The sequence below is a fragment of the Halopiger thermotolerans genome, from assembly GCF_054654555.1.
The window spans coordinates 1,579,666-1,599,366 of the sequence record NZ_BAAIEU010000004.1 but is presented as its reverse complement, the minus strand read 5'-3'; the positions used below and the strand labels follow the sequence as shown (position 1 = coordinate 1,599,366).

The following is a 19,701-nucleotide window of genomic DNA, read 5'->3' as shown; positions in this document are numbered from 1 at the left end:
GATGTCCTCAATCGGAGAGTATGTCACAACGGGTCGTCTGCCCTCACTGCTCCGAGAAGACGTTCGTCGATATCAATCGAAAGGTACAGCGAACGAAAACGGAGGTGGGCACCCTGAACGACGGGTACGATCGATCGGGCACCTGCTCGAAGTGCGGCGAGAAGTTCGCCTGCAAGGTCGCCGACCCGTCCCGACAGCGACGATAATCTCGTCGACGCTCGTCGTATTCTCTCGAATCGACTCACTATCCGTTCTCCGCGCTCTCCGCGTTCCGTCCTCGGGAGGACGGCCCCGTTCGTCGGCAGATCCCTCTACGAATCCGGTAGTCACACGTATTTCCGGCCCGTACGTGCGCGTATGCCCGACGAGGAACCCGCCGTCAACATCAGCGGCGGCACCGCGGGCGGCGGCATCCCCGCCGAGTTCGATCCGGCGACCGCCGACACCCGCGCGGAGGAGGTCGTCGATCGGCTCGGCGAACTGTACTGGCAGAAGACGTACGGCGGCCAGGACGCCTTCACCTGCCTCGTTCGGACGATCCTGAGCCAGAACACGAGCGACAAGGCGAGCCAGCCCGCCCACGACGCGCTGATCGACCGGTACGATGGACCGGACGTCGACCTCGCGGCGTCGCTCGCGGCCGCCGAGCAGTCGACGCTCGCCGAGACCATCAGTTCGGCCGGCCTCTACAACCAGAAATAAACAGACTCGTACAAACGCTGTTCACACAACAAAGAATCCTGCTTCCTGTAGTTTCGAGAACACCCACATTCCACCTACAACCAATATCACCAATATAATCGCTCCAACTGCATTCGCTCCATCATCCCCCTCGAAAACAGACTCGTCTACCTCATTCAAGCACATCGGACACCCATTCCAATCTTCCCGTAACTCATCAAACTCACAATCAGGACACTCAGCAAACTCACCTCTATCAGAAGAAGCAGAAGTACGGTCAGCACTCATACTAACACTTACAATTCCAACCATTAGAGATGCTTCGCATCTCTGAATTTGAAGGAAGCGCAGCTCCTTTGGTGAACACTATCCTATCAAATAACATGAAGGAAGAAACTTCTGACCGTTGCATTTGGGAGGTGATGCAAGACCTCCAGTGCAAACACGACAGTCTAGAAAACTACAACCTCTGCAAAGGACACCTCAAAACAGCACTCCAAGAATTCGAATCCTTGTGTGCGTTCTTAATCGTATGTGACGATGAAGGACAAGTCAGTAGTGGAGATGAAGAACGATACCAATACTATCGAGACCTCCTAACTCAAGAAGGAATCAACGCTGACGCTCACTACGACGAAATCAAACGTATCTACACAAACTACGACGAAGGCCAAGCAACACATATGATGGAAACAGTTCAAGAAGAATTCTTAGCAGAACATCTCCCTGACTACGACGCTCAATACTAAGCGGTGATTGAAGATGTGTGACGATATCTCCATTTGCGACCCTGTGATAGTTGACTCCGAAGAATTTCTTCAACAGATGCGTGAAGAACACGGCGAATCTGACGATTCTGAATGTGATGTGACTGACGAAGAAGTCGAAGAAATCTACGAACAACTTTCAGAAGGCGACGAATTCCTCGATTCTGACGATATTGAGTGAAGAAGGTCTACGACCTTCGGCAGAACTATATTCTCGTTTTATATCTCTCACAGAACTCAATCAGTTTGTGTGTGTGCCAGAGAAACGGGTTGGGGTAGTGTCGGGATAGTTGAGATTCTGGTTGGCTAAAATCTATATCTGAAGAAGAGGCTCTAAAACGGCGGTTCTACTTTTACCTATTGTTTAGTTTGTTGTTATTTGGTTGTCAGAGTAGCTACTATACTACTAGCTATAGAAAATTATTGTTGTATAATAATATAATAGTAGTAACACTTTAGGGGTATTGTTTCATTAGTGTAGAATATGGAAGAAAATAACTCTTCCCAAGACCAAGTTGAATCGAATAAGAAAGCGAATCTGAATACTCACATTCCTCAAGATGTGTATGAGATGTTATCTGATGCATCCTATGAAAGAGGCGGTTCAAACCGTCATATGGGTGAAATTGTTGCAGAAGCACTTCGTGAATACCTTGGTGAGTCTGCAGAACAGACACGGAAAATTAATGAAATTCATCAGGTTCTCTGCGAAGGGGACAGCACCCCAACCAGTACCTCTGGCACACACACAGGGTCTTCTGAGGATAGTGAGGAGCTGAAAGACATTCGGGCTATCGTGGAAGAAGGTGAGCCGCTGAACCCATCTGAGTACGATTTGAGCGTATGTAAGGGACGCAACAGCGTTGATGTTGTGGATGCGGGCGTATGCGTGTTGAAGTGGAAGAAAGAGAATCAGGGTCAGGATGCTGTGACGAAGAGTCTCGTCAAGACGGTCTTCGAACGTGAGTTCGAGTACAGTCCGAATGCAGCTCGGGACAAGGCGAAGCAGGTTCTTCAACAGTTGACTCCATCAATTGCAAACTCTTCGAAAGAGTGGACGAAGAAGGCTGTTCAAGATGATATTGAGAACAATCTTCACTCCAAGAACGAAGGGTCAAGTCGGATTGTCAAGAAAGAGTGGAGGTACAAGAAGAACAAGACGGCTGAGGACTATCTTCGGGTCGATTTTGAAATTCCTGAGGAAGATATTTGGTACGTTGACGAAGAAGATGCAGAACAGGCTAAGGAGGAGTTGTCTAATCAGCTTGTTGATGCTATTGAGTCTGAGGGTAACAGTCAGGTACGTCAACGCCTTCTTCGATTCAACGATTTCCTCGCTGACAACAGCGGTGATGCATAAATGAAGGCTGAGATTGTTCAAATTGTGTATGCTGAGTTTGGTTGGAGTCTTGGCGTAAGCCAAGAATCGGCTGACCTTGTTCGGGTTGACGAGTCTGGTTTGGAGAAGGGCGAGAAGGTCTTGGCCAAGTATGATGAGGGAGAGTACGTGGCCGTGGAAGTGAATCCTGTATAGGTGTCACTTCTTGTTTTGCTTTTTTCTTGATTTAGAGTAGGAGAGCGAGGAAAACGGGCGATTCAGAATGTGCTGACAAGCATACTGTCCGAAACGGATAGTGGCTGAATCGCCCGTTTGTTAATTAATTGTCTTGTGCCTTATTTGTTTCGGTGAGTTTTGAAACGCAATAAAGTATAAAGGAGTTGAATTACAAGTATGTGTTGTATGGCTGACAAGCATACTTCCCGAAACTGGCGTACTGGTTTAGAATTAGAGAGAGAAGTCCTGCAGCTGCAGGTCGGCTACGGTCTCAGCGAGGAACACGCTCACGCACGATTATGGAATTCTTCGCTCAAGCAGAGCGGTGGTGATTATGAGTGTTAAGAAGTTCAAGTTAGAGAAGGTGGGTGAAGAGGTCGAGGATGGCTATCCGTGGGATATCGTTGAGTGTCCTGAATGTGGTGAAGAAGTTCAACGGCGCAACATCGAAGATGATGGCCGTTGGTTCCACGATGATTATCGTGAAGACGTTTGCCCTGAATGTGATGAAGAGATTAATGTGGAGAGTGAGTCTGAGGGTATTGACATTCCTGTGATTAACGATTACGGGACGCCCGAAGAATAGTTTTCACTCTTTCTCATCTCGTATTTTCTAGCAGCTTATTTCAACTCTGTATGCGCTCAAGCTCTCATATGGTGAAACATCCGAAGTGCTCGGAATGCGGGCAGAAAATTAAGGTTAGAAAGGTTAAACGGGACAAAAAATCGGGGTACTGTTATCACAGATGCTATAAATGTCAGACGATTTTTGCTGTGACGCCAGCGTAGTCAGTTCTTGAGTTTGTCAACATACTCGTCAACATCGAGGTCGATGGGAGATTCTTCGATTGCCCATCTTTGGGCTTTGATGCGAATTTCGGCTTCTTTCAAGACTTCTCCGAGGTGTTCGACTTGTGCTTCGAGTTCTTGAACACGTTCTTCGAGGTCGTCACGGTCACGGTTGTCGGGTGTGAAGATGTTGCCGAGTTCGCCTTGGCCGATAGCCGTTCTTCCTTCGTCGGTTAACGTGGCGAAGCGTTCTCGGTTCCAGTGTTTGCCTTCTGGGTTCCGAGTTTCTGTGGTGAGGACGCCCGCTTCTTCGAATTTGCGAAAGCGGCGGTGGACTTGACTGTTATTGTATTCTGTTTCGTTGGTGAGCTGGTGTGTGCCTGCTTCACCTTCTTCGTAGATAATTCTCAAGAACGTCTTGTCCTCGCTAGACGAGATGTGAATATCCTCGAACATATCTAATGAGACGGTTTCCAACCTTAGTGGGGTTCTGCTATAATCGAGTAGAATAGCAAGGTATCAACTTCTGCTAAGTCTTATCTCCGACATTAAATGTAGGTTCCTTCACCCTCAATAGAGTGTTCAGTCAACTCTGTGTGATTGCCTCTCTTCAGAGAGAAGGAGGTTTCCTTCAGAGAGCAAATTTCCTATCTCGCTCAATCTTTAGATTCGGTACTTCCCGACTGGTGTGAGAGCTGGAGCTAAAGCGTTGGTCTCATGAGGAAGATGTCTGGTTGAGTGAATGTGTTCAGTATCCCTCAGCCAGACGGTGTTCTTTCGGATTCGGACGTGAAAGATTTAGCGGAAGACGTCATCTGCCAGCTCCCCTTGCCAGGGATCGAGGGCTCGCCCCTCGATCCCGGCGATATCTGGGCTGTTGTCATTCTTGCAGCAGTCAATCAGACGTCCATCTGGGAGACGTGCAAGGACAACGACAACGCTGTCTGTGACGATACTGTCATGGACTGGCTACATACGCTCAACCGGGAGTGGCTTGAGCGGGTTGCTAACCGCCTTCTCAGAGAGTTAGCGATGACGATCCTCGACCCTGATCGGTCGAGGATCGTCTCCATTGACTTCGTCGATAACCCCTACCACGGAACGTACGCCGATGAAGAAGGTGAACTCTGTCGCATGCACGCGAAAGACGGAACAACGACGTGCCACCGGTACTGCACGGCGTATCTCGTCTCGAACGGAAAGCCAGTGACGTTGGCGATGACGTACGTCCGTAGTGATGAGAAAGAGGCCGACGCGGTCGAGCGCGTCCTCGACCGCGTCGAGGCCTATCCCTTCGAGATAGAGCTTCTGTTGGCTGATCGCGGCTTCTACAACGAACGTATTCTGCGCCGCTCACGGGAGGTTGCTGCGACTGTCGTTCCCGTCCAAAAGAAGGGCAAGCGCATGAGGAAGAAGCTGGATACGCACTGCTCGTACATGACAACCTATCGGATGTACAAAGGCCGCGAGCGGGAACTGGAATTCCCGCTCGCGGTCGCTGTATCATATCACGCCGGAGATCGCGGGAAAAGTGGCGAGGTCGTGCGAGGCTATGTGGCGTGCGATCTGGCCGATCGCACGCCGAAACAAGTCGAACGACTCTATCGGAAACGGTCAGCGATCGAAACGAGCTACCGTGTATTTCGCCAAGCACGAGTGGTAACGACGACACAAGACCCAATCATCCGCTTCGCGTTCGTCCTGGTTGGATTCCTGTTGGAGAACCTCTGGCTTGTGCTTCGATGGGCGGTCGTCGCCCGCCCCCAGCGGGGCGGGCGCGACCTGCCCGAGGAATTCACGTTCAAGACGTTCTCTGACTGGATCAGACATGCATTAGAGAAAGAGCTAGAGCGGAGTTGGGAGATCGAGATGAACGGAACAGGTGTGCCAGAAGCATACGCGCCGGCCGCGGGCTGAGGTCAGCCCGCGGCCTTGGGCAAGCTCCGGGTGAGCAACAGCATTCGCCTAGAACAGCGTATCTCAGCCTTCTTACTTCACTTCTCCTCATGCGTGGATTCTACTTCCTGTTCACTCAGTTACCACACCGGCATTCACTCCGTTCGTCCATGACTCAGCACAGTTCACGAAGCGACGTTCGGGAAGTACCGAATTTCGTTTCGGTCGGCGTCGTCCGGTCGTCTGAAGTAATAGGTGTCCGCACACCCGGCGACCATCTCCGAGAGCGGCCGATCGTCGGTGTGGACGACCGACACGAGATCGCCGGTTACCGCGACCAGTACCGCATCGGCGGGTTTGTGCAGCCCGTCTCGAAGCTCCTCGACGGTGCAGTCGTCGGGCAGTTGCAGGTGGACACCGTCGACGGTAGCCCATCGCGTCTCCATACCCGTCCGTTCGCGGCTCGGACCCTATACGGTTGTGCCCGCAACGCCAAGTCGCCGTCCGCACCTCGCCGCGTTTCGGGGGAGACGCCGGCGTCGGCCGCTGTCGTCCCGCCGACCGCCGTCGGGGGTCGCTCCGGAAACGCTTAGGGCGATCGGCTCGCTACCTCGAGTGTGAGCGAGAATCGCGTCGTTCAGGGGCGTATGGTGACGGCCGAGAAACTCGCCGAACTGGTCGAGGGCGGCTCCGTGATGGAGGTCGACTCGATCGAGGAGGCCGACAGGGAGTGTCCGGACTGCGGCGGCAACGTCCTGCAGGTCACGTACATGCCGTCGGTGACGGAGCTCGTGACCGGCTGGAAGTGCCAGGACTGCGACTGGAGCGAGACCGATCGCGACTGAGCGCCTTTTCGACCGACATCCCTACCGGAGTCTGAACTCGCCCCAGCGGCCGCGCTGCGAGGGTTACCAGACCGCCCACTCGAGGGCGACGACGAGCGCGGCCAGAAAGACGTGCTCGCCGTCGACGACGAACCCGTAGAACAGCGGCCCGCGATCCTCGGTCGCGAACGGAATGTAACAGGCCACGTAGCCGTTCATCGCGAGGACGACGAGGAACTCCGTCGAGAGTGGACCGAGCGCGACGACGGCGACGACCGCCGCGGCGACCGCGACGTTTGCGGCTTGGCAGACGCGTCTGGTCGTCGCCGGCCCGTGCCGGTTCGGCACCGTCGCGATCCCCTCCTCGCGGTCGCCCTCGATGTCCTTGATGTCGAAGATCACGGCGGCGATCGTGATCATGGCGGTGATGTAGCCGGCGACGAACGGGATCTCGAGCGACAGGAGCTGCCCGTAGTAGTAGCCGACCCCGAGCGGGATCACGCCCCACGCGAGCCCCACGAACAGGTTCTTCACCAGGAACACGCGCTTGATCCCGGCCACCGAGTACAGCAGGGCGACCACGACCGGCAGGAGCATGTACCAAGCGCCCGGCAACCCCAGTGCGACCGCGACCGCGATCGCCGCGAGGTAGAGGCCGCCGCCGAGCGCGAGCCAGAAGCGGCCGTAGCGCTTGACGAACGCGGCTCGTCGCGGCACGTTTCGCTCGTCCTCCTCGAGGTCGAGGAACCGGTTGACCGTGTAGACGAACAGCGTCGCCGCGAAGACGATGAAGATCGGCAGCGGCTCGACCGGCAGGTCCGCGAGGAGAATCGTCGTCGTCGCCACTCCCACGGTCGCCAGCGAGATGAAGAGGTTGCTATGAACCAGAAACCGGAGGGCGCCCTCGAGCGACGACGCCCACCGCCGGACGCGGCGCGTGCGAGTGGGGTTCGTCACCGGGGGTCGACCTCCGGCGGGAATCGGATGGCGGCGTGCATGCGTGGTGTGGTATCGGCTCGCTTTCCCGTTCGTGCTCGCGCGAGTCAAACGCTGCGGTTGGACCGGTGACGCCCGTCGGGTCCGTCTCGATGACCTCGGGACTCGTCGGTCGAACCCGAACCGCCCGCCCCCGGAAAGAGTCGATAAATTCGGTTCGCATCGCGGTATCGATCCTCGAAACTTCGACGACTGGGCGAGTTTCTCCCTCACACGGTTTAGATACGGAATAAATAGCCGGATCGAAGGCCCGTTATATGGCCGCTCGAGCGCCGGAGGTCCATGCTCGTCGATGGATTCGCGTCGCGAGTGGAAACTGGCAGGATTTAAGCGGGGTCGGAACGGCCGTTCGAATGCCCATGAAATTACACGAGTATCAGGCGAAGGAGGTCTTCGCCGACGCCGGCATCCCAACGCCGGACTCGCAACTCGCCTCCGACGTCGACGGCGTCGTCGCCGCGGCCGAGGAGATCGGGTATCCAGTCGCAGTCAAAGCGCAGGTACAGGTCGGCGGCCGCGGGAAGGCCGGCGGTATCAAACTCGCCGAGGACGAGGACGAGGCCCGCGAGGCGGCCGAGTCCATCCTCGGGATGGATCTGAAGGGCTACCACGTGGATCAGGTCCTCGTCGAGGAAGCGGTCGACTTCGTCAACGAGCTCTACGTCGGCATCACGATGGACCGCGGCGAGGGCAAGCCCGTCGCCATGGTCTCGACCAAGGGCGGGGTCAACATCGAGGAAGTCGCCGAGGAGGACCCCGACGCCATCGCCCGGGAACACATCGACCCCTCCTTCGGCATGCACCCCTACCAGGCCCGGAAGGCCGTCTACGACGCGGGCGTCGACCAGTCGGTCGCGCGCGACGTCTCGAGCGTCCTCACCACGCTCTACCAGCTCTGGGACGAGAAGGACGGCGCCGACGCCGAGATCAACCCGCTGATGGTTACCTCGGACGACGAGGTCATCGCGGCCGACGCCGTGATGAACATCGACGAGGACGCCCTGTTCCGCCAGCCCGAACTCGCCGAGATGGAGGAGGAGGCGTCCTCGGGCGACGAACTCGAGCAGAAGGCCGACGAGTACGACTTCGACTACGTTCGCCTCTCCGGTAACGTCGGCATCATCGGCAACGGCGCCGGGCTCGTGATGACGACGCTGGACCTCGTCGACCACTACGGCGGCGAGCCCGCCAACTTCCTGGACGTCGGCGGCGGCGCGAAGGCCCAGCGCATCGCCAACGCCCTTGACATGGTGTTCTCGGACGACAACGTCGACAGCGTCGTCTTCAACATCTTCGGCGGGATCACCCGCGGCGACGAGGTCGCCCGGGGGATCAACGAGGCGCTCGAACAGTTCGACGAAATTCCCAAGCCGGTCGTCGTCCGCCTGGCCGGCACCAACTGGGAGGAAGGCATGGAGATTCTCAACGAGGACCTCGTGACGGTCGAGCAGACCCTCGAGGACGCGGTTCAGCGTGCCGTCGAATACGCTGACGAGGTGACCGAACAATGAGCGTTCTAGTCGACGACGACACGCGCGTCGTGGTACAGGGCATCACGGGCGGGGAAGGCAAGTTCCACGCCCAGCAGATGATGGAGTACGGCACCAACGTGGTCGCCGGCGCGGTCCCCGGCAAGGGCGGCCAGGAGGTCGAGGGCGTCCCCGTCTACGACACGGTCCACGAGGCCGTCGAGGAGGAGAACGCCGACACCTCGGTCATCTTCGTCCCGCCGGCGTTCGCGGGCGACGCCATCTTCGAGGCGCTCGACACCGACCTCGATCTGGCGGTCGCCATCACGGAGGGCATCCCGACCCAGGACATGGCTCGGGTCAACAAGCGCCTCTCCGAGACCGACACGCGCCTGATCGGCCCGAACTGTCCGGGTCTCATCACGCCCGGCGAGTCCAAGCTCGGCATCCTCCCCGGCAACATCTTCTCCGAGGGGAAGGTCGGGCTCGTCTCCCGCTCGGGCACCCTGACCTACCAGGTCGTCGACAACCTGACCGAGCGCGGCCTCGGCCAGAGCACCGCGATCGGCATCGGCGGCGACCCGATCATCGGCACCGACTTCGTCGACGCCCTCGAGCTGTTCGAGAACGACCCCGAAACGGAAGCCATCGTCATGTGTGGCGAGATCGGCGGCGAGGACGAGGAAGAAGCCGCCGCCTACATCGACGAGCACGTCGACACCCCGGTCGCCGGCTTCATCGCCGGCCGCACCGCCCCGCCGGGCAAGCGCATGGGCCACGCCGGCGCGATCGTCTCCGGTTCCGGTACCGGCACCGCCGAGAGCAAGATCTCGGCGCTCAACGACGCGGGCGTCCCCGTCGGCGATACGCCGGAAGAAGTCGCCGACCACATCGAAGAGTTCCTCGCCTGATCGGCGCGACGCGGCGTTCGCGCCCACCGCTCTCGTTCGCTTCTCTTTTGGCGACTCTCGGTCCGGTATGACCCTCGAGTCCCGTTCGCGGTATCGGGACCGGCGAAGCGACGCTCCCGTCCGCGTCGCGGCCCGTCATTCCCCGGCAGAACCGCCATCCAGGATCGCGGCCTACCGACTCGCATGCCCGTCCACCTCGAGTGCGACGTCTGCGGCGCCGTTCACACGATCCCGGAGCGGCCGTTCGATCCGGACGCGGGCACGACCTGCCCGGAGTGTGGTGGGCGGCCGTACACGGTCGTTCGGTCGGGGCTCGCGTGGCATCCGGAGCCGTAACGGGGAGACTACGCGGGAGAAAAGTCGGATCACCGAAATCGCCGGAATCGCCCGCGCCGATCGCCGGCGCTCGATTCGAAGGCGATCGAGCGGCGCCGCTCGGGGACCGTCAGGAGAGCCTCGACCGGACCCAGCCGAGGAGCCCGGACGCGTCGTCCTCGGCGGCCGGGTCGGCGTCATGAGATTGCTCGTCGGCGTCAGGGTCAGCCTCGGCCTCGGCAGCCGTCTCGTCGTCGTCGACCGGTTCATCCGACGCGTCAGCCGCGGGTTCGTCGGCGGACTCGTCGTCGACTGACGGCTCGTCGACCGCCGACTCGTCGGCGGTGACGAGCGCCGGTTCCGCATCATCGCCGGCCGCGTCGGAACCGACGGTCGGATCCACCGCCGCCTCCTCGGTCTCCGCGTCGGTCCCATCGTCGGCCGCGCCGGCGTCGACGGTCTGATCGTCCGCTTCGTCGGCGTCCGACTCCGGATCGACCCAGAGGAACTCCTCGCCCTTCGTCCGGCCGGACAGGAGGAGGTCCTCGAGTTCCTCGTCGTCGGCTCGCAGGTCGTCGTCGAGTTCCCACTCCGGTTCGACCGGCTCGTCCGCGCTCGCGATGATCTCCTCGGGGGTCGCGCCCTCGAGGACGTCGTCGGCGTTTTCGTTGCCGTCGACGTCGTCTTTCAGTTGTCCGAAGACGTTCGCCGCGGTCCGGTCTTCGATCCCGTCGTCGCCGCGATCGTCGTCGGCGCCGGCGTCCCCGTCCCGATCGACCCCCGCCGTCTCGGGTTCGTCGTCCGCGATCGCCCCGAACAGATCGTCGGCGCTCGCCCCCGCGTCGAACCCGCCGTCGCCCGATTTATCGTCGATCGTACTGTCGCTCATAGGCTCGCTCTGTAGAGCTACATAATCACACGTCATTAAGTTTGGCAATTTTTTCAGTCACGATCCGTTAGGGGAGTACCATATTAGCGTGACGGCCGTTTTCAGTCCGAACTTCCGGGTCGAGTTTACGAACAGCCACTAATCAGCGGAGAAATTCGTCTGTCAGCAAATGTCCGAGCGTCGGCCGTACGATCCACCCGTTCGAACGGTCAGCGCACAGCGACCGTCCCCAACTATTATATCTTCGTCAATCGCTCTAGCGAGTGTGGTTTACGAGACGGGAAACGACACGGTCGACGATGCGCTCGAGCGGGTGCTGGCCGGCGAGCGGCTCGATCGCACCGACGGACTGGCGCTGATCGCCCAGCCGGTCGGCCCGCTGGCCGAGGCCGGCGCGGTCGTCCGCGACGAGTTCGGCGACGGCACCGTCGACGCCTGCTCGATCGTCAACGCGAAGGCGGGCAACTGCGCCGAGGACTGCGGCTTCTGCGCGCAGTCGGTCCACTTCGACACCGGCATCGACACCTACGGCTTCCTCGGCCCGGAGAAGATCCTCGAGGCCGCGAAGCGAGCCGAACGCGACGGTGCCCAGCGGTTCGGCATCGTCGTCGCGGAGAAGGGCGTTTCGAAGGAGCACCGTCCCGACGAATGGCAGGACGTCCTCGAGGCGATCCGGCTCGTCCGCGAGGAGTGCGACCTCGAGGTCGACGCCTCGCTGGGCATTCTCACCGAGGAGGAGGCCGAAATCCTCGCGGACGAGGGGATCGAGCACTACAATCACAACATCGAGACCTCGCCGCGGTACTTCCCTGAGATCGTCGACACGCACAGTTTCGAGGACCGGGTGAAGACCCTCGAGGTCGCCAAAGAGGCCGGCATGGACCTCTGTGCCGGCGTGATCCTCGGCATGGGCGAGACGCCGACCGACCGCGTGGAGGCGGCGATCGCCCTGCAGGATATCGGCGTCTCCTCGCTGCCGGTGAACGTGCTGAACCCGGTCCCCGGGACGCCGCTGGCAGAGCGCGGTGTCGACATCACCACCGAGGAGATCGTCAAGACGGTCGCCGTCTACCGGCTACTCCACCCCGAGGCGCGGGTTCGTCTCACCGGCGGTCGCGAGGCCAACCTCGAGCCCGAGGAGCAACACCTGCCGCTCGAGGCCGGCGCGGACGGCCTGCTGACGGGCGACTACCTCACGACCGAGGGCCAGTCGCCCGCCGACGACTTGGAAATCATCGAGCGCGCAGGCCTCGAGCCCAACCAGGAGACCAACGCGTTCGACCCGGCGGCGGTCAAGGCGCGCCGCGATGAAGACGAGGCGTCGACGGCCGAATCGGCGACGGACGCGAACGCGGATGCGGAACCGAGCGACGACTGATTCGACTCACGCAAATCCAACCAGACTCATGGACGAAACGACGTTTGCAGTACTCGGCACCGGCGGTATCGGCAGACGAGCGCTCGAGGTCAGCCAGCACAAAGACGGGGTGACGCCGGTCGCGGCCTGCGACCGACACGGCGTCGCCGTCGATTTCGACGGGTTAGACGTCGACGAACTGCTGGCCGCGACGGAAGGGAACATCGACAGCGGACCGAACGACACCGACGACGTTGCGGCCGACGGCGGCGCGGCGACTGGCGAGGGCAGCACGGCTACCGACGACGGCGGGACGACGGCCGACTCGAGCGGCGTCAAACAGCGCGGCGAGCAACGGGGCGTCGTCGCCTCCGCACAGGCCCGCTCGAGCGACGATCCCATTCAGGACGTCATCGACGCGGGCGACGGGATCGACGCCGTCCTGCTCGCGTTGCCCAACTACGAGCACGACTTCATCCCCCGAACCGCGGATCGGTTCGTCGAGGGCGGCTACTCGGGCGTCCTGATCGACGTGCTCAAACGCTCGCGCGTGATCGAGATGCTCGACGAGCGCAGCGACGCCTTCGAGGAGGCCGGCATCACCTTCATCTGCGGCGCGGGCGCGACCCCCGGCTTCCTCACGGGCGCGGCCGCGCTGGCGGCCCAGTCGTTCGTCGAGGTCGAAGAAGTCGACATCTGGTGGGGCGTCGGTCTCAAGTCGGGCTACGAGGACAACCGCGGCACCGTCCGCGAGGACATCGCGCACCTCCCCGAGTACGACATCGAGACGGCCCGCGACCTCTCCGACGAGGAGATCGAGGCCATCATCGACGAGCACGACGGGGTCATCGAGTTCGAGGACATGGAGCACGCCGACGACGTGCTGCTCGAGCGGGCGGGGATCTGCGACGCCGCGGACGTCACCGTCGGCGGCATTTTGGACGTCCGCAGCGACGAGAAGCCGACGACGACCACCGTCTCGGTGACGGGGACGACGTTCGACGGCGAGCGCGCGACGAACACCTTCCAACTGGGCGACGAGACGAGTATGGAAGCGAACGTCAACGGGCCCGCGCTGGGCTACCTGAAAGCGGGCGTCCGGCGGAACCGTGCGGGCGAGTACGGCGTCTTCGGCCCGGCGGAGTTGATGCCCGGCTTCTGACCCTGGCCCCGCCGCTGCTCGGAACTGTGCGCTCCTGACCGCCGGACGAGAACCGTGAGAGTGATACTACGGCAATGACTCCGTTCACGCGAATGGAAGACCGCGACCGCGGGTTCGACCTCGAGGATCGACTCACGACCCTCGAGGACGACGACCTGAAGCGCACCCTCTCGCCCGTCGATCGGGTCGCCGAGCGGGGTTACTTCGCCGAACCCTCCGGCGCCGACCTACCGGTCCTCGAGACCGACGAGGCGCTGGTGTTCGCGTCGAACAACTACCTGGGGCTGACCGCCGACCAGCGGGTTCAGGACGCGGCCCGACAGGCCGCCGCGACCGTCGGCACGGGTGCCGGCGCCAGCCGACTCGTCACCGGCGACACGATGGTCCACCGCGACTTGGAGCGGCTGCTCGCGGAAACCAAGGGCTGCGACCGGGCGCTGACCTTCTCCTCGGGGTACGCGGCCAACGTCGGGACGATCGCGGCACTCGGGCCGGACGTCATCTTCTCCGACGAACTCAATCACGCGAGCCTCATCGACGGCTGCCGGCTCTCGGGTGCCGAGACGGTCGTCTACGACCACCGCGACGTCGCGGACCTGCGGTCGAAACTCGAGGCGCGCGCCGAGCAGGACGACGCGGCCGACGAGCGCTGGCTCGTCGTCACGGACACCGTCTTCAGCATGGACGGCACCGTGGCCCCCCTCGCGGCGATCTGCGATCTCGCCGAGGAGTTCGGCGCATGGGTCATGGTCGACGAGGCCCACGCGACGGGGCTGTACGTCGACGGCGGCGGCGTCGTGCAGGCGGAGGGACTCGCGGACCGCATTCACGTCCAGATGGGCACCCTCTCGAAGGCGCTGGCCAGTCAGGGCGGCTACGTCGCCGGCAGCGACGACCTGATCGAGTGTCTGGTCAACGAGGCGCGGTCGTTCGTCTACTCGACGGGCCTGACGCCGCCGGCCGCCGCGGCGGCCAGCGAGGCGCTGCACCTGTCCCGTCACGGCGACGCCCGCGAACGGCTCTGGGAGAACGTCGCCCACCTCCGGGACGGCCTCGAGACGATGGGGTTCGACGTCCCCGGCGACTCGCAGATCCTCCCCGTGATCGTCGGCGACCGCGAGGACGCGCTCGCGCTCGCCGAGGGACTGCGTGAGCGCGATATCATCGCGCCGGCGATCCGGCCGCCGACGGTCCCCGAGGGGACGAGCCGGATCCGCGTGACCCCGATCGCGACCCACGACAGGGACGACATCGTCACCTGCCTCGAGGCGTTCCGGACGGTCGGTACCGAGTTAGGACTGCTCTGAGCGCGCTGACCCTATGAGTGACGAGCGAACCGAGACGGATGAATCGACCGACGCGATCGAACCGATCGCCGTCGTCGGCACCGACACCGGCGTCGGCAAGACCGTCGTCACCGCGGCCCTCACGCGTCAGTTTCGCGATTCGGGAATCGACGCGCGAGCGATCAAACCGGCCCAGACCGGCCACCCGCCCGACGACGACGCCGGCTTCGTCGCCGACGCGTGTGATGACCCCGACGCCGCGACCTGCCTCCGATACCTCGAGCCCGCGCTCGCGCCGCGGGTCGCCGCCGAAGTGGCCGACGAGGAACTCTCCTACGAGTCGATCCTGGCCGCCTGTCGCCGCGAATGCGAGCGAACGCCGCTCCCCGTCGTCGAAGGGATCGGCGGTCTCCGGGTTCCGCTCGCCGACGACCGCGAGGTGATCGACCTCGTCGCCGACCTCGAGGCGACGGCGGTCGTCGTCGCGCGGTCCGGACTGGGGACGCTCAACCACACCGCGCTCACCGTCGAGGCCCTCGAGCGCCGCGGCGTTCCGGTCGCCGGAATCGTCTGTAACGAGTACGAGGGGGCGTCGCTCGCTGAGCGGACGAACCCCGCCGAACTCGAGCGGCTGACCGGCGTGCGCGTCGAGACGGTCCCGCCGCTCGAGGGCGGACCGACGGCGCTGGCCGAGGGCGTCGCCAACGCGCTCTCGACGGCGTTGCTCGAGCCGCTCGAGCGGCTCGCGGTGGGGAATTCGTAAAACGGACGGGAGCGCGGACCCCGGGTATTGACCCTCTATTCGAAATTACGTCCGCGGCGCTCGGGGCTCGCCGTCGACCGCTACCGACCTGTCCGTCGCGTCCGACGCGTCGGACGGTCGGCGGTCGGCTTCGATCAACTCCGAGACGATCTCGGATTTCCGGTGTTCGACCTCGAGGTGGATCCGGAGATTCGTTCGCTCGGCGTAGCGCTCCGTACAGAGTGGACAGCGTTGCTGGTCGGTCATGGGCCCGTTCACCGTCAGCAGATGACGCGGCGAACCGACGTAATAGTGTCGTTCGTTCTACGTTTCGATATGTCTCTACCGAGAGAGTGACCGATCGGCTCAGAGGAAGTCGTTCAATCCCGACTGATCGTCGTCCGGCTCCGTCGTCTCCGTGGCGGCCGCCTCGTCCGTGTCCGTCGCCGTGCTCGAGTCGCCCTCGCCGTCGGCATCGGTACCAGCGCCGCTCGAGGCCGCGAGCGTCGCTTGATCGTTCTCGCTTTCGTCGTCGGTCGCGTCGTCCCCGCCGCTCGCGTCCTCGGCCTCGAAGAAGGCGCCGCCGGAGTGCTCGACGGTCGCCTCCTCGCGCAGCTCCTCGGCGTCCTCGACGATCGACTGGACCTTGTTGGTGTCTTTCCCGCTGCCGGTGACGAACGAGACCTCCGACTCGTCGAGTTCGTAGGTCGCGGCCATGCGGACGGTCAGCTCGCGATTTTTGCAGTGGTGGGTCATCGCCGCGAGGTAGGGGAGGATCTCCCGGCGAGCCGTCGCGACGCTGGTGCCCTCGCGCTCGGCGATGCGTTCGGCGATGGCGTCGCGGGTGTTGCGGGTGCCCTTGCTACTGCCGAGTTTGCGCCAGTAACTCGGCGGGCCGTAGCGGGTCCAACCGCCCTTGGGTTCCCGGCGGGAGGCGGCGACGCCGGCGGTCATGTTGTCCGTTGCGTACCGCCAGAACGAGTAGTTCTGTGTGGCCCGCACGCGGCCGAGCCAGCGGTCGGCGTTCGCGAGGAACTCGTAGGCGTCCGCCAGTTCGGCCCCCTCGTAGTCCTTCGGGACGTTGTCCTCGATCCAGTTTAACATCTCGTCGGGGTTCTCGTCGACGTCGTAGGAGGCGCGCAAGGCGCCCTCGGCGTCCGCCTCCTTGATGAGCGTATCGAGGAAGTCGAAGATCCCCTCGGTGGTGTCGCGCTCGCTCGTGACGACGTCCTCGACGGTCAGTTTCTCCGCGTCCTCGGCGACCGCCTGCAGGTCGTTGACCGCCGACCGCAGGTCGCCGCTGGTCGACTCGGCGATCTTCTCTAAGGCTTCCTCCTCGAACTCGACGCCCTCGCGGCGGCAGATATCCCGGAGGACGGGGACGATCGAGCGCTTCGAGACGTCGCGGAACTCGATCGTCTCGCAGGCGTTGCGCAGCGAGTTGCTCATGTCGTAGAACTCGTTGGCCACGAGGACGATCGGCTGGTTCGCGTCCTTGACGACGCGGGTGACCTCCCGCGAGCCGCCGTAGTCGGCGTTGCCGTGGAAGTTGTCCGCCTCGTCCAAGATGACCAGCCGGCGGCCGGACTCGCCGCCGGTGAGCGTGCCGCTCTTGGAGGCCTCGCCGGCGACGCGCTCGATGACGTCGGCCCCGCGGCTGTCGCTGGCGTTGAGTTCCATGACGGGCCAGCCCATGTCCTCGGCCAGCGCGTGGGCGGCGGAGGTCTTCCCGACGCCGGGGCTGCCGTGGACGATCACCGCGTCCCGGTGCTCGTCCCAGGTCTCGGCCCACTCCCGCAACTGGTCGCGGGCCTTGTTGTTCCCGCGGACCTCCGACAGCGTCGTCGGACGGTACTTCTCGGTCCAATCCATATACAGTCTATTCGGTGCGTACCGCGTTTAGTGGTTGCGGAGCACGGGTCAGCAGAGTTTCTGCGATCGTGGGAGTCTATCACCAAGGGACCGAAGACGAACAGTAGATTACGCGGCGGGGAGCGTGAAGAAGAACGTCGATCCCTCGCCGGGCTCGGACTCGACCCACATCTCGCCGCCGTGGCGCTCGACGACCCGCTGACAGAGCGCCAGTCCGATCCCCGTCCCGTCGTACTCGTCGCGACTGTGTAACCGGTCGAAGATATCGAAGATCCGATCTTGATTCTCCGGTTCGATACCGATTCCGTCGTCGCTGACCGAGATTACCCATTCCCGCTTTCGACGCGTTGCACCGATCTGGATGTGGGGCGGTGAACTCCCGCTGTACGTGATCGCGTTGTCCAGCAGGTTCTGGAGGACTTGCCGGAGTTGGTTGCCATCGCCCTCCACGCGGGGAAGATCGTCGGCCGCGATTTCGGCGTCGGCGTCCTCGATTTGGAGGTGGAGATCCTCGAGTACGTCGTCGAGCACGGTCTCTAATTCGACCGGTCCGAACGGATCGCCGCCGGTTTCGACCCGCGAGTACGCGAGCAGCCCGTCGATCATCTCCCGCATGCGGTCGGCGCCGTCGACCGCGAACCCGAGGAACTCCTCGCCGTCCGCGTCGAAGGCGTCGCCGTACTGCGTGTCGAGCAGTTGCAGGTAACTCGAGACCATTCGCAGGGGTTCCTGTAAGTCGTGGGAGGCGGCGTACGCGAACTGCTCGAGCCGTTCGTTCGATTTCTCGAGCGACCGTTCCCGGTGTTCTCGCTCGAGTTCGTAGCTCACCCACTGGCCCATCAGTTTGAGGAAGGTTCGCTCGGTGGCCGTGAACTCGCGGTCGCGCGGTTCGGTGCTGCCGACCCAGAGCGTTCCGTACGGCGTCGAGCCGTTCGTCACCTTCGTCCCGAGGTAACAGGTCAGTCCGTGCTCCCGATGGATCTCGTCGTCTTCCCACTCGGTCCCGCGGACGTCCGCCATCCCGACCGGTTCGTCGCTCTCGATCGCCTGCCTGCAGTACCATCTCGCTCTGGGATCAGTCCATACTTCGTTGGACCCGTCTCCGTACCCGATGGTACACTTAGTGTGGAACTCGTCGTCCCGTGCCGGGAGATGCGTCAGCCCGGCCGCGTCGAGATCCAGCCACTCGCAGGCGAGGGCCAGCAGTTCCTCGAGTTTCGCTTCGAACTCGAGGTCCGTCTCGGCGGTGATCTCGTGGCTCTCCCGGAGGAAGCGCTCTCGCCGCTGGAGTTCGACTTTCGCGTCGGTCTGGTCCCGAAGCGCCCCGAGCTGGCGATCGACCTCGCGGGCGGTCTTCTCGGGACCGAAGAACTCCTCGGGCGGCGTATAGTAGACGTTGTAACTGACTCGCTCGTCGTGGATGAGGAGGGGATGGGTGCTGACGACGTCGTGGATGACCTCCGACGAGAACCGATTCCGATTGTACTGGCAGAGCGCGATGCCGTCCGCGTCGTCGAACAGATAGTTCGCCTTGGCCTCGCACTTCACGAGTTCCTCGCCCTCGGGATCGTCCCGCAAGACGCTGCTCATCTCGCCGGTCATGCGGAGCGCCTCGTACTCCTCGGTCGCGTCCTCGATCGCGGCGTCGATGAACGCGACCGTCTCGTCCGCGTCGAACGTCTCGTTTCGGAGGTAGGTTTCCGTCTCGTCGTGCACGGAGAGCTGGCCCGAATCGAGGGCGGCGTCGACGTCGATCCCGCGGTCCCGCATCGCCTCGAGAACCTCCTCACGAGAGTTCTCGTGGGTGATGTACAGACACCGCTCGTTGCGCTCGAGGCCCTGCCGGAGAAACGGAATCGCGGCGGCGAACTGCTCCTCCTGGGACTCGTAGATGAGCGCGAAGTGGTCGTTCGCGTGGACGTGCTCGTGGTCCTCGAGCGGTTCGACCGGCCCGCGGAACGCCGGGCTCGACTGGAGCGCCTCGAACGCGGTCGTGATGGAGCGTGAGTCGTTCGTCACGTCGTTTCGGACGGCGTTTTTGCTCATACGGTGGCCCTCCTCTCGAACCGGATCGTCGCGGGTTCGAATCCGCCCGGATAGCGACTCCGAACAGAGGGGACGACTGCCCGCCCAGCTACAGCCGCTAACTCGATCGGCAGCATCCGAGCAGTAATCATACGCCGAAGGGAG

The 19,701-nt window shown here is 62.1% G+C and carries 23 protein-coding genes and 1 pseudogene; 16 read left to right on the top strand and 8 right to left on the bottom strand.

The genetic code is table 11. The features are described from left to right. Positions 1–20 precede the first annotated feature (20 nt). A complete protein-coding gene (locus tag ACYQ26_RS15725; protein ID WP_013878407.1) occupies positions 21–206 on the top strand; it encodes a hypothetical protein in 186 nt (61 codons plus the stop codon). A 151-nt stretch (positions 207–357) separates the two neighbouring features. Then, positions 358–699, top strand: a pseudogene (locus tag ACYQ26_RS15720) (endonuclease III domain-containing protein); the annotation flags it as partial. 24 nt (positions 700–723) lie between these two features. Here ACYQ26_RS15720 and ACYQ26_RS15715 read toward each other — a convergent pair. Next, positions 724–969 carry a hypothetical protein gene (locus ACYQ26_RS15715; RefSeq protein WP_459809835.1) on the bottom strand — a complete coding sequence of 82 codons (246 nt, stop codon included), beginning with the start codon at positions 967–969 and terminating at the stop codon, positions 724–726. Between the two features lie 95 nt (positions 970–1,064). Between ACYQ26_RS15715 and ACYQ26_RS15710 the strand changes: the two genes are divergently transcribed. From ACYQ26_RS15710 to ACYQ26_RS15690, 5 genes are all read left to right on the top strand, one after another. After that, positions 1,065–1,430, top strand: coding sequence for a hypothetical protein (locus ACYQ26_RS15710; protein ID WP_459809834.1), 366 nt, complete (start codon positions 1,065–1,067; stop codon positions 1,428–1,430). Positions 1,431–1,443: 13 nt separating this feature from the next. Continuing rightward, positions 1,444–1,629 carry a hypothetical protein gene (locus ACYQ26_RS15705; RefSeq protein ID WP_459809833.1) on the top strand — a complete coding sequence of 62 codons (186 nt, stop codon included), beginning with the start codon at positions 1,444–1,446 and terminating at the stop codon, positions 1,627–1,629. Positions 1,630–1,932: 303 nt separating this feature from the next. Beyond that, entirely contained in the window at positions 1,933–2,808 is an 876-nt protein-coding gene (locus tag ACYQ26_RS15700; RefSeq protein WP_459809832.1) for a hypothetical protein, read from the top strand. Continuing rightward, positions 2,809–2,982 (top strand): hypothetical protein, encoded by a 174-nt coding sequence (locus ACYQ26_RS15695; RefSeq protein WP_459809831.1) that lies wholly within the window; start codon positions 2,809–2,811, stop codon positions 2,980–2,982. It begins immediately after the preceding gene. A gap of 355 nt (positions 2,983–3,337) precedes the next feature. Next, on the top strand, positions 3,338–3,589 hold the full coding sequence (locus tag ACYQ26_RS15690; RefSeq protein ID WP_459809830.1) for a hypothetical protein: 252 nt from the start codon (positions 3,338–3,340) through the stop codon (positions 3,587–3,589). Positions 3,590–3,792: 203 nt separating this feature from the next. Here ACYQ26_RS15690 and ACYQ26_RS15685 read toward each other — a convergent pair whose 3' ends face one another. After that, on the bottom strand, positions 3,793–4,248 hold the full coding sequence (locus ACYQ26_RS15685) for a hypothetical protein (RefSeq protein WP_459809829.1): 456 nt from the start codon (positions 4,246–4,248) through the stop codon (positions 3,793–3,795). Between the two features lie 288 nt (positions 4,249–4,536). Here ACYQ26_RS15685 and ACYQ26_RS15680 point away from each other — a divergent pair, with 288 nt between their 5' ends. After that, the gene (locus ACYQ26_RS15680) at positions 4,537–5,709 is read left to right on the top strand and encodes an ISH3 family transposase (RefSeq protein WP_459808613.1); all 1,173 of its coding nucleotides are present in this window, start codon (positions 4,537–4,539) and stop codon (positions 5,707–5,709) included. A gap of 164 nt (positions 5,710–5,873) precedes the next feature. On the opposite strand, the gene ACYQ26_RS15675 is transcribed toward ACYQ26_RS15680, so the two are convergent. Further along, positions 5,874–6,134: a hypothetical protein gene (locus ACYQ26_RS15675; protein ID WP_459809828.1), complete on the bottom strand. Its 261-nt coding sequence runs from the start codon at positions 6,132–6,134 to the stop codon at positions 5,874–5,876. 171 nt (positions 6,135–6,305) lie between these two features. Between ACYQ26_RS15675 and ACYQ26_RS15670 the strand changes: the two genes are divergently transcribed. Beyond that, positions 6,306–6,533, top strand: a complete 228-nt coding sequence (locus tag ACYQ26_RS15670; protein WP_459809827.1) for a DUF5795 family protein — start codon at positions 6,306–6,308, stop codon at positions 6,531–6,533. A gap of 63 nt (positions 6,534–6,596) precedes the next feature. On the opposite strand, the gene ACYQ26_RS15665 is transcribed toward ACYQ26_RS15670, so the two are convergent. After that, positions 6,597–7,469 (bottom strand): UbiA family prenyltransferase, encoded by an 873-nt coding sequence (locus ACYQ26_RS15665; RefSeq protein WP_459809826.1) that lies wholly within the window; start codon positions 7,467–7,469, stop codon positions 6,597–6,599. A gap of 398 nt (positions 7,470–7,867) precedes the next feature. On the opposite strand from ACYQ26_RS15665, the gene sucC reads away from it, so the two are divergent. From sucC to ACYQ26_RS15650, 3 genes are all read left to right on the top strand, one after another. Further along, positions 7,868–9,019 (top strand): ADP-forming succinate--CoA ligase subunit beta, encoded by a 1,152-nt coding sequence (gene sucC / locus ACYQ26_RS15660; RefSeq protein WP_459809825.1) that lies wholly within the window; start codon positions 7,868–7,870, stop codon positions 9,017–9,019. Next, positions 9,016–9,888: a succinate--CoA ligase subunit alpha gene (gene sucD / locus ACYQ26_RS15655; protein ID WP_459809824.1), complete on the top strand. Its 873-nt coding sequence runs from the start codon at positions 9,016–9,018 to the stop codon at positions 9,886–9,888. The genes sucC and sucD overlap by 4 nt, the downstream gene beginning before the upstream one ends. A 183-nt stretch (positions 9,889–10,071) precedes the next feature. After that, positions 10,072–10,224, top strand: coding sequence for a hypothetical protein (locus ACYQ26_RS15650; protein ID WP_459809823.1), 153 nt, complete (start codon positions 10,072–10,074; stop codon positions 10,222–10,224). A gap of 109 nt (positions 10,225–10,333) precedes the next feature. Here the strand turns inward: ACYQ26_RS15650 and ACYQ26_RS15645 are convergent, their stop codons facing one another. Further along, positions 10,334–11,092, bottom strand: coding sequence for a hypothetical protein (locus ACYQ26_RS15645; protein ID WP_459809822.1), 759 nt, complete (start codon positions 11,090–11,092; stop codon positions 10,334–10,336). Between the two features lie 265 nt (positions 11,093–11,357). Between ACYQ26_RS15645 and bioB the strand changes: the two genes are divergently transcribed. The 4 genes from bioB to bioD all read left to right on the top strand — a co-directional run bounded on the left by bioB (position 11,358) and on the right by bioD (position 15,660). Continuing rightward, positions 11,358–12,470 (top strand): biotin synthase BioB, encoded by a 1,113-nt coding sequence (gene bioB / locus ACYQ26_RS15640; RefSeq protein WP_459809821.1) that lies wholly within the window; start codon positions 11,358–11,360, stop codon positions 12,468–12,470. Positions 12,471–12,498: 28 nt separating this feature from the next. Beyond that, positions 12,499–13,611 carry a (S)-8-amino-7-oxononanoate synthase BioU gene (gene bioU, locus ACYQ26_RS15635; protein WP_459809820.1) on the top strand — a complete coding sequence of 371 codons (1,113 nt, stop codon included), beginning with the start codon at positions 12,499–12,501 and terminating at the stop codon, positions 13,609–13,611. A 92-nt stretch (positions 13,612–13,703) separates the two neighbouring features. Further along, complete coding sequence (locus ACYQ26_RS15630; protein ID WP_459809819.1) at positions 13,704–14,918, top strand: aminotransferase class I/II-fold pyridoxal phosphate-dependent enzyme; 1,215 nt, start codon at positions 13,704–13,706, stop codon at positions 14,916–14,918. 13 nt (positions 14,919–14,931) lie between these two features. Beyond that, positions 14,932–15,660: a dethiobiotin synthase gene (gene bioD, locus ACYQ26_RS15625; RefSeq protein WP_459809818.1), complete on the top strand. Its 729-nt coding sequence runs from the start codon at positions 14,932–14,934 to the stop codon at positions 15,658–15,660. A 45-nt stretch (positions 15,661–15,705) separates the two neighbouring features. Here the strand turns inward: bioD and ACYQ26_RS15620 are convergent, their stop codons facing one another. The 3 genes from ACYQ26_RS15620 to ACYQ26_RS15610 all read right to left on the bottom strand — a co-directional run bounded on the left by ACYQ26_RS15620 (position 15,706) and on the right by ACYQ26_RS15610 (position 19,557). After that, positions 15,706–15,906 carry a hypothetical protein gene (locus ACYQ26_RS15620; protein ID WP_459809817.1) on the bottom strand — a complete coding sequence of 67 codons (201 nt, stop codon included), beginning with the start codon at positions 15,904–15,906 and terminating at the stop codon, positions 15,706–15,708. Positions 15,907–16,005: 99 nt separating this feature from the next. Continuing rightward, the gene (locus tag ACYQ26_RS15615) at positions 16,006–17,511 is read right to left on the bottom strand and encodes a replication factor C large subunit (protein ID WP_459809816.1); all 1,506 of its coding nucleotides are present in this window, start codon (positions 17,509–17,511) and stop codon (positions 16,006–16,008) included. Between the two features lie 108 nt (positions 17,512–17,619). After that, entirely contained in the window at positions 17,620–19,557 is a 1,938-nt protein-coding gene (locus ACYQ26_RS15610) for an MEDS domain-containing protein (RefSeq protein WP_459809815.1), read from the bottom strand. Positions 19,558–19,701 lie beyond the last annotated feature (144 nt).